The organism is Paenirhodobacter sp. YD-8 (assembly GCF_056590935.1).
On record NZ_CM152649.1, the window covers coordinates 3316873 to 3330355 of the forward strand.

Genomic DNA, 13483 nt, shown 5'->3' on the forward strand with positions numbered 1-13483 from the left:
ACAACGCCCGCATCTTCCTGGGCCGTACTGGGATGAGATCTTCACCGAGGACAGGGAGCGCAAGCAGACCCGCGCCGAGGCCGAAGCGACCTGTGCCGTCATGCGTGAAACCTACGCCGCGTTCGGATACGAGATCACGGAACTTCCATACAGCCACACACCGCGACGAGCCAACTTCGTCGGAGCTTGTCTCCGATCGTGACGGGCCCAGGCCTTGGCGCACTGGAGAAGGCACCCGAAGCGCTGAAGGGCCGCACAGCGAACCGCCAGTGCCCCCTCCCCCCTGAACAGAGCCGGCCACTAACCGCGGACTCCAAGGAGGGCAGGCGCCCCGTCGCGCGGCAAATCTCCGCGACCGGCGCGCCGTCCTCGCCCCGCTTCAGGATGAACGGCTTCCGGCTCATCGGGCTCATGCGGCCGCACTGGGGCCACGCCCCCCTCTTCACACCGTGAACGTCGATGCCTTCAGGCGAACCCGCCCTTTTCCAGCCAGGAAAATGTCGCGCCCCCCCGGCTTCAAACGGTCCGGTCATCGGGGGTAGCTCAGACGGGCCTCGACCGCCGAGAGGATTCCGCCGATCGTCCCGTCAATCTGCGTCAGCGCCTGCCGGGCCTTGTCACGATACGCGCGCCGCCCGCAAGAATGCTCCCCCCTCAGCCCCGCAGAGCGGTCAGCGGCGGTTGTCGCCAGGCCAGCATGGCCGGGAGCAGCGGCACCAGCAGCCCCGCCAGCACCAGAAGCCCGAGCCCGCCCAGATCGTCACGGCTGAAGCCGACCGGCAGCGCGAACCCCTGACGTGCCGAGAAGCCGTGCGAGATCAGGCTGGCGGCCAGATAGCCAAGACCCAGCCCAAGCGCCATCCCGATCAGCAGCAGCGCGCACAGCTCGCCCCAGACGATGCCGAAAACTGCCCCGCGCGGAGCACCGAGTGCGCGCAGCGCGCCGATCTGATAGCGGCGCTGCCCGACATGGATGACCGCGACCAACAGGAGCGAGGCGGCAACCAGCGACTGCGTGCCAAAGGCGATCGCCGACAGCACCAGCCGGGCATCGCCCATCATCGCGTAGAGCCCGGTCAGCACCTCGGCAGGGAACACCGCCACGGTGTCGGGGCGCGCACGATACTCCTGCCGCAGCCGGTAGGCATCGGAAATGCTCCGGGGCTTGACGAGGATCGCCGGAAGGCCGGGAAGCGCGCCATCCCAGTCCTCATCAAGCGCGGCGTCGGCGTCGAAGAGCCCGTGGCCGTGCCCGGCCTCGCCCGCGGCATCGTGGTCGGGGGCATTCGACGGCGCCGGCTCATGGCCCTGCGCCGGGGTCTCGCCGGCCTCGAGCGCGTGGACGTGCCAGACCGCCTGGATCGGCACCAGGATGGCACGGTCCCAGGGCGTGCCGGTGGGGCGCATCCGGCCGGCGACACGATAGCCGATGTCGGCATGGGCATGACCGCCCGCCTCGGCCTCGCCATGCATCGGGGCGATCGTCGCGCCCACGGGCAGCTGCACCGCCGAGCCGATCACCGCCTCGCCCTCGGCCGCGAAGATCCGCCCCTCGGCAAGCCCCTCCGCGGCATCCTCGATCACCGCGCGCGAGGTGCCGACGATCGGGTAGCCCTGGAAGAAATCGCCAAAGCCCACCGGCGCGGCCCAGGCCACCCGCGGGTCCCGCGCAAGCGCCCGCAGCACGTCGCCCGGCATCAGCGGCAGCGCGGCCGGCTGCAGGAACACGCTCGAGAGCACCAGCTGCGTTTCGCTGCCCGGCGCGCCGATCACCAGATCGAATTTCTCCGAGGCCCGGGCCGAGCCGAGCCGCAGCGCGCGCTCCTGCAAGGTGACGGCGGCGCCGAGCGCCACGGCAAGCGCAGTCAGCGCCACCACCACGAGGGCCCCGGGCCAGAGCCGGCGCAGGTCGGCCAGAATGAAACGCAGCATCACGAGATCTCCTGCAGGGCTTCGGCCATCGGGGGGTCGGGGGGGCAGAGCTCGTCGACGCGGATCGCACCATCGGCCAGCCGGATCCGGCGCGCGAAGGGCGCGATCAGGCGCAGGTCATGGGTGACGACGATCAGAGTCGCACCGGAGGCCGCGGCGAGATCCTGCAGCAGCGCACCGATCGCCGTGCCATTGACCGGATCGAGGCTGGCGGTCGGTTCGTCGGCAACGATCACCCCGGGGGCGCGCAACAGCGCCCGGGCGACGGCAACCCGCTGCATCTCGCCGCGCGACATGGTCTGGACCGGCTGATCGGGGCGCGACAGACCGACCTGCGCCAGCAGATCGACGGCCCGGCGAACGGTCTGTGCCCCGGCCGCGCGCGCCAGCCGTGCCGGCAGCAGCACGTTTTCCTGTGCCGAGAGGCCGGGGAACAGATGGAAATCCTGCATCACCAGGCCGATATTGGCGCCGCGCCAGCGGTCGCGCGCGCCCTCGGACAGCGCCGCGATATCGGTGCCATCCCAGGACACCCGGCCGGTGGTGGGGCGGATCAGCCCGGTGATCACATTGACCAGCGTCGATTTGCCTGACCCCGAGGGGCCGGTCAGCGCCACATGCGCCCCGGCCGGAATCTCGAGGGTGTCGACGCTCAGGCCCGGGGTTTCCAGCCCGGGAAAGCGGACCTGAATCCCGGTCAGGGACAGCGATGGCATCGGGCGTTCTCCTGCGGCGTCAGACGGTATCGTAATGGGCGTCGCGCAGCCGCAGCTGGCTGACGAAGCCGGTCTCGGGGTCGACCCAGGATCCGCTCTCGAGCCGCCCGGTCACCTCGATCGTGCGATTGGGCTGCACGAAGGTCTGGCGCCGCCCGAGATAGACGACGACGATGTTGTCGGGCCAGTCGGAATCGGACGAACAGAAGGGACAAAGCGCCATCGGGATCTTCGTCAGCACGAAGAACTGCGCCTCGGCCTTGAGCGGCGGCGCCATGAAACCGCGTATGCGCACCGTCTTGCCGTCCAGAAGCTTGACCTTGTCCGAGAAGGTCAGACCAAGGGCACTATAGGCGCCATAGAGTTGATCGAAGGTCAGCTCGGGCGCTTCGGCCTGCGCGGCGCGCGGCAAGAACGCCAGGGCCGGCAGGGCGGCCAGAAGCTGGCGGCGGCTCGGATGAATAGGCATGGGGACCCCTGTCGCGAATGGGAAAGGGGGCCGTGCGCACGGCCCCCTTCGGAACACAGCCGTCGGGCTTACTTCTGCACGGTGCCGAGCGCGAAGGTATCCGCGAGCACCTTGTAGACGTCGGATTGCTCCATGTAGCCCTTGAACTCCTCGGCGCCCGGGCCGGTCGCCTGCAGCACCACATCGTCGACCGCGTGAACGGCGGTGTCGGCATTCTTGGGCAGGTTGCCGGTGCGCAGAACCGCGCCGGGGATGTCCTTGTAGGCCTCGTTCGCGACGTAATCGCCCGATTCCGTCTTCACCGCCGGCTCGAACGGACCATCCAGCTTCGGCCGGAAGGTTTCGTAATAGTCGGGGAAGTTCGACGAGAAGATCGCCAGACGGCGCGACACGTCGATCTTGTCCGGATAGCCGTCATGATCGGCGTCGGTGTAGTTCGGATAGCCCGCCTCGTCATAGATGCCGACCTTGTCGCGCATCTCGGTGCCGGGCTTTTCGTCGTCGATCGTGCCGATCACCGAGACGCCATGGGTATGGTCGCCGGTGACGACCACCAGGGTGTCGGGATGGGTCTTGGCGAATTCCATCCCGGCGGCAACCGCCTTGTCGAACTCGATGGTGTCGACCACGGCGCGATCCCAGTCCATCGGGTGGGACATCTTGTCGATCGAGGCACCCTCGACCATCAGGAAGAAGCCGTCGGGGTTCTTCGAAAGCTGGTCAAGCGCGGTCTGCGTCATCTCGACCAGGCCGGGCTGATCGGGGAACTTCTCGACGGTGCCCATCTTCAGGAAGGAGCGATCGAGCTTCGTGTCCATGTTGCCGGTGTGGAACAGGCCGAGGATCTTGCCCGAATTGGTGCCGTCGGCGGCCTTCAGTTCGGTCGCGGTGGTGGCAATGGTATAGCCCGCATCCTTGAACAGCGAGATATAATCCTTGTCGTCCTTGCGCTTCGAGCCGGGCACATCGGATTTCAGGAAATAGGCCGACCCGCCGCCAAGGATGACCTCGGGCTGAACGTCATAGAACATGCCCACGATCTCGGCCTTGTCGGCGCGCTTGCGGGTATGCGCGACGACGGCGGCCGGGGTGGCATCCTCGATCTCGGCGGTGGAAACGACGCCCACCGATTTCTTCGTGGTGCGGCGCAGCGCCTCGGCGATGGTTTCGACCTTCGGGTCGTCGAGGGTCGCCGGGGTGCGGTCGGCATAGACGCCGAGCGCATTCACCCGCGCCTTGTGGCCGGTCATGTAGGCCGACATCGTGTTCGCCGAGTCGGTGGCGATCGAATGGGTCGAGGAGGTGCCGATGAAGGCCATGTGGTCGAGGTCGTCCATCGCGAGGCGACCATCCGCCTTGCCGTCGTGCATGCCGTGCGACATGATCCGCGCGGCGGTGCGATGCGCCACCGAAAGCCCGTCGCCCAGGAAGAAGATGACATTTTTCGCCTTCGGCACGTCCGGCGTGCCAAAGACCGTCCAGGTCACCGATTTGGTCTCGTCGCCGGCCTTGACGGCAACGGTGTAGTCACCCGGCTGGGCGATGGTCAGATCCCGCAGGATCAGCGCCGAGCCAAGGACCTTGTCTTCCTTGCCCTTTTCTTCGGCAACGAATTCGGCAGGCTTGCCAAAGACTTCCGCATAGGGCTTGCCGTTGACGGTGACCGCCACATCGGCTTCGGCATGGACCTGATCGAGTTCGATCTTGAAGTCGAAAGGCGAGCCGGCAAGGATCGTCGCGCGATCGAGCGGCATGATCACCGGCGCAGCCTGCGCGATGCCGGTCAGCATCGTCGTCGCGGCGAGGGAGAGGAGGAGTTTGTGCATTCTTGCCTCGTGAAAGCGGGATTTCAGTATCCGGGCGTTTCACTAAGCCGCATGTGTCACAGCTGCATGACACCAGGGCATGTCCCCGGGGACGGGTGGTCCCGGGGGGATCGCGGAGCGTTCCGGATCGATGATGCCGAGATTGCGCATTGCGCGGGGGTCAGGTGCCGGCGCCGATCCAGCGCGCCGCCTTCTCGGCGATCATCAGCGTCGGGGCGTTGGTATTGCCACTGGTGATGTCGGGCATGATGCTGGCGTCGACGACGCGCAGCCCCGTGATGCCGCGCACGCGCAGATGACTGTCCACGACGGCCTGCGGATCGTCCCGCCGCCCCATCTTCGCGGTGCCGACCGGATGGAAGATCGTGGTGGCGATGTCGCCCGCCAGCTTGGTCAGCTCCTCGTCGCTTTCGAACTGCGCGCCGGGCTTCCACTCCTCGGGCCGGTATTTCGCCAGCGCCGGCTGGGCGAGGATCGCGCGCACCTGCCGCAGGCTTTGCGCCGCAATCGTCCGGTCCTCCTCGGTGGACAGGTAGTTCGGCGCAATGACCGGCGCCTCGTCGAAACGATCGGAGCGGATCATCACGCTGCCGCGGCTGGTCGGGTTCAGGTTGCACACGCTGGCCGTGACCGCGGGGAACGGGTGCAACCCCTCGCCGAAGGCATCGAGGCTCAGGGGTTGGACGTGATATTCCAGATTGGCATGGGCCCGGTCCGGCGAGGACCGGGTGAAGGCGCCAAGCTGGCTCGGCGCCATGCTCATCGGCCCGCTGCGCGTCAGCGCGTATTGCAGACCGATCCGCGCCTTGCCGAACAGGCTGCCCGCCAGCGTGTTCAGGGTCTGGGCCCCCTGCACCTTGTAGATCGCCCGGATCTGCAGGTGATCTTGCAGATTGCCGCCGACACCGGGGGCATCCAGACGCACCTCGATGCCCAGCGATCTCAGGTGCTCCGCCGGGCCGATCCCCGACAGTTGCAGGATCTGCGGCGACCCGATCGCGCCCGCGGACAGGATCACCTCGCCCGTCGCGCGCACACTGATCGCGGCACCGCCCCGGCGCACGATCGCACCGGCACAACGTTGCGCCCCGTCCGGCGCGGTCTCGATCAGCAGACGCTCGACCTGCGACCGGGTCCAGACCGTCAGGTTCGCACGCCCCTTCGCCGGGCGGAGGAACGCCTTCGCGGTGTTCCAGCGCCAGCCGGATTTCTGGTTCACCTCGAAATATCCGACCCCGGTATTGTCGCCCGAGTTGAAGTCGTCGGTCGGCTCGAACCCCGCCTCGGTCATCGCCCGCGCGACATCGTCCAGGATGTCCCAGCGGAGCCGCTGCTTTTCGACGCGCCATTCGCCGCCATGGCCATGCAGTTCGGAAAAGCGGTGCCGGGTCCCGGCGACGGGATCGGCGCCATCATCGAGCCGGTAGTGATCTTCATGCGCCATGAAATCGGGCAGCGAATTCTGCCACGTCCAGGCATCGTCGCCCACGGCCTGCGCCCAGCCGTCATAGTCGCGTGCCTGGCCGCGCATGTAGATCATGCCGTTGATCGAGGAACAGCCGCCCAGGGTCTTGCCGCGCGGATAGCGCAGCGAGCGGCCGTTCAGCCCCGCATCCGGCGCCGTCTGATAAAGCCAGTCGGTGCGCGGATTGCCGATGCAATAGAGATAGCCGACGGGAATATGAATCCACGGATAGGCGTCGGATTTTCCGGCCTCGAGCAGCAAGACCCGTTTCGACGGATCCTTGCTGAGACGATTGGCAAGCAGGCAGCCGGCCGAACCGGCGCCGATGATGATATAATCAAACCTGTCGCGTGACATCTCGGCAGCTCCTCTCAGACGGCGAAGGGGCACAGGCCCGCAGCCGGGCGGCGACGGCGCAGCCGAACCTGCTCGACCGCCTCTCGATCGGCGACGGAGCGCACCGCCGCCTCGGTTTCTGCGCTTGAAAACCGCGCATTCCTGATGAAACACCCGATGTCGGCAACGGTCATGTCACTCCTCCCTGTCTCTCCCAAGACATGGGATAGCGGCAGGCGAGGCGAGATTTCCAATGACTAATGAGACGGCGCATTATAAGCTGAATTAATATGAAAAACCTCGCAGACCTTCGCAGCTTGCAGTCCTTCGTCACCGTCGCGCGCGAAAGCAATGTCTCTCGTGCGGCGGAACGGCTGCATCTGACGCAGCCCGCGATCAGCCTGCAACTGAAGCGTCTCGCCGCCGAGACCGGGCTCAAGCTGTTCACCCGCACCTCGAGGGGGGTCGAGCTGACGCGCGACGGCGCGGCCCTGCTTGTCAAGGCAGAGCAGGTCCTGGCGGCGCTCGAGGATTTCCGGCAAACTGCCAACCGGATGACCGGCACCGTGCGCGGCACCTTGCACGTCGGCACCGTCATCGACCCGGATTTCATCCGGCTGGGACAATTCCTGCGGGCGGTGGCACAGACCGCGCCGGATCTGCAGACACAGCTGGCGCATGGGATGAGCGGCGATGTGCCGGTGCGCCTGTTGCGTGGCGAGATCGACGTCGGGTATTTTCTGGGGGATCCGGAAGACGGACCCCCTGCCCCCGGGCCCGAGACCGCACGCAGCGAAAGCCCCTTCCATTACCGGGCGCTGACCCGGTTCAAGTACCGGGTCGTCGCCCCGGCGGGCTGGGAACAGCGCACCGCGGGCCGGGACTGGAAGGCGCTCGCGGAACTGCCCTGGATCGGAACGCCGCCGGCCTCGGTGCACCACCGTTTGCTCAGCCGGTTGTTTTCCGATCTGGGCGTGACACAGAACCAGGTCGCCGTCGTCGATCAGGAACCCTCGATGCTGGCGATGGTGCGCTCGGGTGGCGGGCTGAGCCTGTGTCGCGAGTCGATCGCGCTGAACGAGAAGCAAGTTCACGGGCTGGTCGTGGTGGATCACGCCGAGATTGACGTGAAACTTGGCTTTCTGACCCTTGCGCGTCGCAAGGCCGAGCCCGCCATCGACCTTGCCTTCGATCTGATCCGGAAGATCTGGAACCTGAGCGAGTGAGCCGCAAGTCCGCTTCCGGGCGGCCCGCCACAGGAAGACGACGCGACCGGAGTGACGCGGATGCGGCCCCCGCACCCGCGCCGTTCCGGCGCCCCGGCCTCAGCGCCCCTGCCAGACCGGCGCGCGCCGCTCGAGGAAGGCCCGCGCCCCCTCCTGCGCATCCTCGCTCTCCATGATCGCGCGCAGGGTGCGGGCATTCTCGGGCCACAGGGCGGCCAGCTGCGCGGCCTCGGCGGCGCGGCTCAACCGCAGGGTCTCGGCCACCGCCAGCGGCGCATTGGCAGCGATCTCGCGCGCAAGCGCCAGCGCGACGGCGAGCCCCGCGCCCGGCTCGGCTCGGCGCGCGATCAGCCCCAGCTCCCAGGCCTCGGCCGTGTCGACCATCCGCCCGGTCAAGAGGATCTCGCGCGCCCGCGCCGGCGCGATCACCGTGGCCAGCCGCAGCGCGCCCCCCGCCCCCGCGACCAGGCCGCGGATCACCTCGGGCAGACCGAAGCGGCTGCCTTCCTCGGCGACGATCAGGTCGCAGGCGAGCGCCAGCTCACACCCGCCCGCCAGCGCCGCCCCATGCACCGCCGCGATCAGCGGCTTGGTCCGTCGCGCCTCGGTCAGCCCGGCAAAGCCGCCCGGACCGAACAGCACCGCCTCGACCTGCCCCGCGCCGAAGGCCGCCAGATCCATGCCCGCACAGAACGCCGGCCCGGCGCCGCCCAGCACCGCCACCCGCAAGGCGGGGTCCGCCTCGAACCGGGCCAGCGCCTCGGCCAGCCCCGCCGCAGCAGCAGCGTCGATCGCATTGCGCCGCGCCGGCCGGTTGAGCGTGATCCGTGCCACCGGCCCCTCGGCCTCGAACAGGACACTGGCTTCGGTCATTGCAGAGCCTCCGCGATCAGACGTTTGCGCAGCTCGCCGCGGATGATCTTGCCGGTGGTGGTCACCGGCAGCTCCTCGACGACATAGAGCGCGCGGGGGTATTCATAGGCCGCCAGACGGGTGCGGACATGGGATGCGATCTCGTCGCGCAGGCTGGCGCAATCGTCATGCCCGGCGCGCAGCTTGACGAAGGCCGCCACGATCTCGCCGCGCAGCGGATCGGGCTGCCCCACCACCCCCGCCATTGCCACGGCGGGATGCGAGATCAGGCAATCCTCGATCTCGGCGGGCCCGACCCGGTAGCCCCCGGTCGAGATGATGTCGTCGTTGCGCCCCTTGAACACCAGCCGCCCATCGGGCCGGCGCAGCCCCCGGTCACCGGTCACCAGCCAGCGCCCCTCGGGCCCCGTCACGAATTTCTCGGCCGTCGCCACCGGCTGCTGCCAATAGCCCAGGAACATCACCGGATCGGGCGACAGGATCGCGATCGCCCCCTCCGCCCCGTCGGGCAGCCGTTCGGCGGTGCTCTCGTCGATCACGTCGACACGGTGGCCCGGCACCGGCCAGCCCATCACCCCGGTTTCCGGCGCCTCCAGCACGCCGCAGCTCGACACCACCATGTTGCATTCGGTCTGGCCGTAGAATTCGTTGATCGTCACGCCAAGCGCCTGCCGCCCCCACTCCAGCAGCTGCGCGCCCAGAGGCTCGCCGCCCGAGGCGACCGAGCGCATGTTCAGCGCCCAGTCGGCACTGTCGGGATCGGCCTTCATCATCTTCAGCGCGGTCGGCGGCAGGAAGGCGTTGCGCACGCCGAAACGGCGGATCAGATCGGCCGCCGCCCGCGCCGAGAACTTGCGGAAGCGGCAAGCCACCACCGGCACCCCGTGATGCAGCGCGGGCAAAAGCACATCGAGCAGACCACCGATCCAGGCCCAGTCGGCCGGCGTCCAGATGCAGTCGCCGGGCTGCGGCAGGAAATCATGGCTCATCTCGACGCCGGGCAGATGGCCGAGCAGCACCCGATGCGCATGCAGCGCACCTTTCGGGTTGCCAGTGGTGCCCGAGGTGTAGATCAGCAGCGCGGGCGCGCTCGCGCGGCTGTCGATAGGCGAGAAGGCCTCCGGGGCCGCGGCCAGCGCCGCGTCGAAGTCCTGCGCGCCCGCGGCCGGCCCGTCGACGGTGAAGATCACCTCGAGATCGGGGAGCTCGGCGCGGATCTCGGCAATCATCGGCAGGCTGGCGTGATCGGTCACGAGCACCCGCGCGCCACTGTCGCGCAGCCGGTGCAGCAGCGCCTCGGGGCCGAAGAGCGTGAACAGCGGCAGCGAGACGCAGCCCGCCTTGAAGGCCGCGATATGGGCAATTGCCGTCTCGCGACGCTGCGGCAGCAAGATCGCGACGCGGTCGCCCGCGCTGACCCCGTCGCCGCCCAGCCCGAGCCCGCTCAGCACATTGGCAAAGCGGTTCGAGGCCGCGCGCAGCTCGGCAAAGCTGGTCTCGCGCGCCGGGCCATAGCCATCCTCGCCGACCTCGATCAGCGCGACGCGCGCCGGGTCCGCCTCGGCCCAGCGGTCGCAGACATCGACACCGATATTGAACTGTTCGGGAATATCCCACTGAAATGCCGACATGGTCGCGGCATAGCTCTCCTTGCGAGACAGCATGCTCTCTCCTCCCCTTTCGACGCCCCGCCGGGGGCGCGCTCCTCCGCGCAAAAGGGAGCGCATTCGCCGCCGGGTTGTCTATCGTCGGAAAAGTTGACGCCAGGGAAGGCAAATCGCGGTCGAGGCGCCTAGGGGATCAAAAAACGGTGGCGTTCCTTGCGGGCGACCTGCTGCAGATATTCCGACACGGCGCGCACCCGCGCGAGGTCTTCGGTGCTCTGGTGGCTGAGCAGCCAGACAGTGCGGGTCAGCACGTAATCCTCCACCAGAACCGGCTCCAGATCGGGGTCATCGAGCGCCATGAAGCGGGGTAGAATCGCCAGCCCCGCCCCCTCTCGCACGGCCTCGCGCTGCGCGATCATCGAGGTCGAGGCGAAGCCCACCGGCGCGGTGATCCCCAGATCCTCGAGGTAGCGCAATTCGTCGGAAAACAGCATCTCGGGGATATAGCCGACGAGCCGGTGATGGCGCAGATCGCGCAGCCGTTCGGGGCGGCCATAGCGGCGCAGATAGTCGGGCGCAGCAAAGAAATGCAGATGGTAATCAGTCATCCGCCGCGCCAGCAGCCGACCGCTTGTGGGCAAGGTCAAATCCAGCGACAGATGCACTTCCTGATGCGACATCTGGAACTGCCGCGAGCGCACCACCAGCGCCACATCGACATCGGGGTTGTCGCGCTGGAACCGCGCCAGCAGCGGGGTCACGACATAGGTGCCCAGACCGTCGGGCGCCCCGATCCGCACCGTGCCCGCCAGCCGCCCGGCCTCCCCCACGATCTGCTCGTGCACGCGGGTGCTGGACCGCTCGACCTCCATCGCGATCGGCAGCAGCCGTTCGCCCGCCGGGGTCAGCGCGTATCCCGCCTCGTCGCGGATGAACAATTGCGCGCTGACCGACTTCTCGAGCGCCCGGATCCGGCGCGCCACCGTGGTCTGGTCGATCCCCAGTGCACGGCCCGCCGCCGTCATCCGCTTCAGGCGCGACAGCGCCAGGAAAAACTTCAGATCATTCCAGTCAAAAACTGTCTGCATTTTTGCAAAATACCTCTGCACATTTACCCATGTCAAACGGCTCCCGACCGCCCTTTAATCGCGGCGAGGGGAGGAGACTGGTGCGGCTCGCGCCGGTCGCCTGAGTTTTGGGAGGAAATCTAATGGTGCTGATCCGTCTGCTCGACGGGTTGAACGAGATCGTGGGCCGTGTCGTGGCCTTCGTTGCGGTCATCTTCGCGCTCATGATCATCTACGATGTGATCATGCGCTATGGCTTCAACGCGCCGACGCTCTGGGCGTTCGATCTGACGAAACAACTCTACGGTTTTTACTTCATCCTGCTCGGCGGATATGCGCTGCGCCATCAGGCCCATGTGCGTGTCGATCTGGTGACCGAGACGCTGCGGCCGGGGCCGCGCCGGGTGGTCGAGATTCTCGGCTACCTGATCTTCTTCTTCCCGTTTGCCTGGGTGTTCGCCACCCGCAGCTGGGATTTCGCCATGCGCTCGCTGGCCCAGAATGAAACCACCTATGGCGCGATCCAGCTGCCGGTCTATCCGGTCAAGATCGCGATGGCGGTCGCGGCCGGGCTGCTGCTGCTGCAGGGCGTCTCCGAGGTGCTCAAGCTGGTGCTGAACAAGCAGGAGCCGTCTCATGTCGGGTGAACTCATCGGCCTGATCATGGCCGGGCTGTTGCTGCTCGGTCTGTTCATGGGCCATCCGCTGGCCTTCGTCCTGGGTGGCACCGCAGTGCTGGGCGCGCTGATCGCGGGCAAGCCGATGGTGCTTGGCATCGTCATCAACCGGATCTTCGGCGAGGTTCTGGACAATTACATCCTGATCGCGATTCCGCTGTTCGTGCTGATGGCGCGTTTCCTGTCCGACAGTGGTGTGACCGACCGGATGTTCGAGACGCTGCGCCTGCTGATGGGGCGCGTGACCGGCGGGCTCGGGCTTGCGGTCGTGTTCATCTCGATCCTGCTGGCGGCCACCACCGGCATCATCGGCGCCTCGATCACAGTGATGGGCGTGATGGCGCTGAAGCCGATGCTGCAATACGGCTATTCGAAACGGCTGACGACCGGGCTGATCGGGGCCTCGGGATGCCTGGGCATCCTGATCCCGCCCTCGATCATGCTGATCCTGATGTCGTCGAACTCCTCGCTCTCGGTGGGCGAGCTCTTCGCCGGCGCGATGGTGCCGGGCGTGGTGCTCGGGCTGCTCTATGCGGGCTATGTCGCGCTGGTCGCGCTGTTCCGTCCCGATCTGGCGCCGCCGGTCTCGATGGAGGAACGCGTGCCGGTCTCGCAGCTGCTGCCGATGCTGCTGCTCGAGGCGCTGCCGCCGCTGGTGCTGATCTTCGGGATCCTGGGCACCATGCTGGCCGGTATCGCCACCGCCACCGAAGCCTCGGCGATCGGCGCCTTCCTGGCCCTGCTGATCGTGATCTTCCGCGGCAAGTTCGAATGGGCGACCTTCGCCTCGGCGCTGTGGGAAACCGGGCGGACCTCGGCGATGATCCTGTTCATCGTGGTCGGCGCGACCGCCTTCACCGGCGTGTTCAACATCACCGGCGGTCTGCATGCGGCGCAGAACATGATGCGCGGGCTGGACATGGAGCCCTGGATGCTGATCACGATGATGATGTTCGTGATCTTCGTGATGGGGATGTTCCTCGACTGGACCGGGATCGTGCTGCTGTCCTTCCCGATCTTCCTGCCGGTGGTGCGCGAGATGGGCGTGAGCGAGCTGTGGTTCGTGGTGCTGACCGCGGTCGTGCTGCAGACCTCGTTCCTGACCCCGCCCTTCGGCTATGCGCTGTTCTACATGCGGGCGCTCGCGCCGCGCAGCATCAAGACATCGGACATCATCCTCGGCGTGATGCCCTTCATCGCCCTGATCGTGGCGATGGCGCTGGCGCTGGCGATGTTCCCGCAGCTGATCACCTGGCTGCCCGACACGCTCTACAACACGAAATGACCAA

The 13483-nt window shown here is 67.4% G+C and carries 12 protein-coding genes; 3 read left to right on the forward strand and 9 right to left on the reverse strand.

Translation table 11 applies throughout. The features are described from left to right. Window positions 1-654: 654 nt before the first annotated feature. The 6 genes from AC0QTQ_RS16080 to AC0QTQ_RS16105 all read right to left on the reverse strand — a co-directional run bounded on the left by AC0QTQ_RS16080 (window position 655) and on the right by AC0QTQ_RS16105 (window position 6938). The gene (locus AC0QTQ_RS16080) at window positions 655-1932 is read right to left on the reverse strand and encodes an ABC transporter permease (RefSeq protein ID WP_480257389.1); all 1278 of its coding nucleotides are present in this window, start codon (window positions 1930-1932) and stop codon (window positions 655-657) included. Continuing rightward, on the reverse strand, window positions 1932-2648 hold the full coding sequence (locus AC0QTQ_RS16085; RefSeq protein WP_480257390.1) for an ABC transporter ATP-binding protein: 717 nt from the start codon (window positions 2646-2648) through the stop codon (window positions 1932-1934). Before AC0QTQ_RS16085 ends, AC0QTQ_RS16080 begins: the two co-directional genes overlap by 1 nt. 19 nt (window positions 2649-2667) lie before the next feature. Continuing rightward, window positions 2668-3117 carry a hypothetical protein gene (locus AC0QTQ_RS16090; RefSeq protein ID WP_480257391.1) on the reverse strand — a complete coding sequence of 150 codons (450 nt, stop codon included), beginning with the start codon at window positions 3115-3117 and terminating at the stop codon, window positions 2668-2670. A gap of 68 nt (window positions 3118-3185) precedes the next feature. Beyond that, window positions 3186-4943, reverse strand: a complete 1758-nt coding sequence (locus tag AC0QTQ_RS16095) for an alkaline phosphatase (RefSeq protein ID WP_480257392.1) — start codon at window positions 4941-4943, stop codon at window positions 3186-3188. A 160-nt stretch (window positions 4944-5103) separates the two neighbouring features. Then, complete coding sequence (locus AC0QTQ_RS16100) at window positions 5104-6765, reverse strand: GMC family oxidoreductase (RefSeq protein WP_480257393.1); 1662 nt, start codon at window positions 6763-6765, stop codon at window positions 5104-5106. Window positions 6766-6779: 14 nt separating this feature from the next. Then, on the reverse strand, window positions 6780-6938 hold the full coding sequence (locus tag AC0QTQ_RS16105; protein ID WP_480257394.1) for a hypothetical protein: 159 nt from the start codon (window positions 6936-6938) through the stop codon (window positions 6780-6782). 96 nt (window positions 6939-7034) lie between these two features. Here AC0QTQ_RS16105 and AC0QTQ_RS16110 point away from each other — a divergent pair, with 96 nt between their 5' ends. Next, window positions 7035-7970 (forward strand): LysR family transcriptional regulator, encoded by a 936-nt coding sequence (locus AC0QTQ_RS16110; protein ID WP_480257395.1) that lies wholly within the window; start codon window positions 7035-7037, stop codon window positions 7968-7970. Between the two features lie 99 nt (window positions 7971-8069). Here AC0QTQ_RS16110 and AC0QTQ_RS16115 read toward each other — a convergent pair whose 3' ends face one another. The 3 genes from AC0QTQ_RS16115 to AC0QTQ_RS16125 all read right to left on the reverse strand — a co-directional run bounded on the left by AC0QTQ_RS16115 (window position 8070) and on the right by AC0QTQ_RS16125 (window position 11538). After that, entirely contained in the window at window positions 8070-8843 is a 774-nt protein-coding gene (locus AC0QTQ_RS16115; protein ID WP_480257396.1) for an enoyl-CoA hydratase-related protein, read from the reverse strand. Continuing rightward, window positions 8840-10507 carry an AMP-binding protein gene (locus AC0QTQ_RS16120; RefSeq protein WP_480257397.1) on the reverse strand — a complete coding sequence of 556 codons (1668 nt, stop codon included), beginning with the start codon at window positions 10505-10507 and terminating at the stop codon, window positions 8840-8842. Before AC0QTQ_RS16120 ends, AC0QTQ_RS16115 begins: the two co-directional genes overlap by 4 nt. A gap of 128 nt (window positions 10508-10635) precedes the next feature. Continuing rightward, window positions 10636-11538 (reverse strand): LysR family transcriptional regulator, encoded by a 903-nt coding sequence (locus AC0QTQ_RS16125; protein ID WP_480257398.1) that lies wholly within the window; start codon window positions 11536-11538, stop codon window positions 10636-10638. A gap of 122 nt (window positions 11539-11660) precedes the next feature. On the opposite strand from AC0QTQ_RS16125, the gene AC0QTQ_RS16130 reads away from it, so the two are divergent. Together AC0QTQ_RS16130 and AC0QTQ_RS16135 are read left to right on the forward strand one after the other, a co-directional pair. After that, window positions 11661-12164, forward strand: a complete 504-nt coding sequence (locus AC0QTQ_RS16130; protein WP_128147595.1) for a TRAP transporter small permease subunit — start codon at window positions 11661-11663, stop codon at window positions 12162-12164. Then, window positions 12154-13479: a TRAP transporter large permease gene (locus tag AC0QTQ_RS16135; protein ID WP_480257399.1), complete on the forward strand. Its 1326-nt coding sequence runs from the start codon at window positions 12154-12156 to the stop codon at window positions 13477-13479. Before AC0QTQ_RS16130 ends, AC0QTQ_RS16135 begins: the two co-directional genes overlap by 11 nt. The last annotated feature ends 4 nt before the right edge of the window (window positions 13480-13483 follow it).

Bases quoted from the DNA above. Each gene is read 5' to 3' on its own strand.
- AC0QTQ_RS16080 (WP_480257389.1), bottom strand. From the start codon at position 1,932: ATGCTGCGTTTCATTCTGGCCGACCTGCGCCGGCTCTGGCCCGGGGCC.
- AC0QTQ_RS16085 (WP_480257390.1), bottom strand. From the start codon at position 2,648: ATGCCATCGCTGTCCCTGACCGGGATTCAGGTCCGCTTTCCCGGGCTG.
- AC0QTQ_RS16090 (WP_480257391.1), bottom strand. From the start codon at position 3,117: ATGCCTATTCATCCGAGCCGCCGCCAGCTTCTGGCCGCCCTGCCGGCC.
- AC0QTQ_RS16095 (WP_480257392.1), bottom strand. From the start codon at position 4,943: ATGCACAAACTCCTCCTCTCCCTCGCCGCGACGACGATGCTGACCGGC.
- AC0QTQ_RS16100 (WP_480257393.1), bottom strand. From the start codon at position 6,765: ATGTCACGCGACAGGTTTGATTATATCATCATCGGCGCCGGTTCGGCC.
- AC0QTQ_RS16105 (WP_480257394.1), bottom strand. From the start codon at position 6,938: ATGACCGTTGCCGACATCGGGTGTTTCATCAGGAATGCGCGGTTTTCA.
- AC0QTQ_RS16110 (WP_480257395.1), top strand. From the start codon at position 7,035: ATGAAAAACCTCGCAGACCTTCGCAGCTTGCAGTCCTTCGTCACCGTC.
- AC0QTQ_RS16115 (WP_480257396.1), bottom strand. From the start codon at position 8,843: ATGACCGAAGCCAGTGTCCTGTTCGAGGCCGAGGGGCCGGTGGCACGG.
- AC0QTQ_RS16120 (WP_480257397.1), bottom strand. From the start codon at position 10,507: ATGCTGTCTCGCAAGGAGAGCTATGCCGCGACCATGTCGGCATTTCAG.
- AC0QTQ_RS16125 (WP_480257398.1), bottom strand. From the start codon at position 11,538: ATGCAGACAGTTTTTGACTGGAATGATCTGAAGTTTTTCCTGGCGCTG.
- AC0QTQ_RS16130 (WP_128147595.1), top strand. From the start codon at position 11,661: ATGGTGCTGATCCGTCTGCTCGACGGGTTGAACGAGATCGTGGGCCGT.
- AC0QTQ_RS16135 (WP_480257399.1), top strand. From the start codon at position 12,154: ATGTCGGGTGAACTCATCGGCCTGATCATGGCCGGGCTGTTGCTGCTC.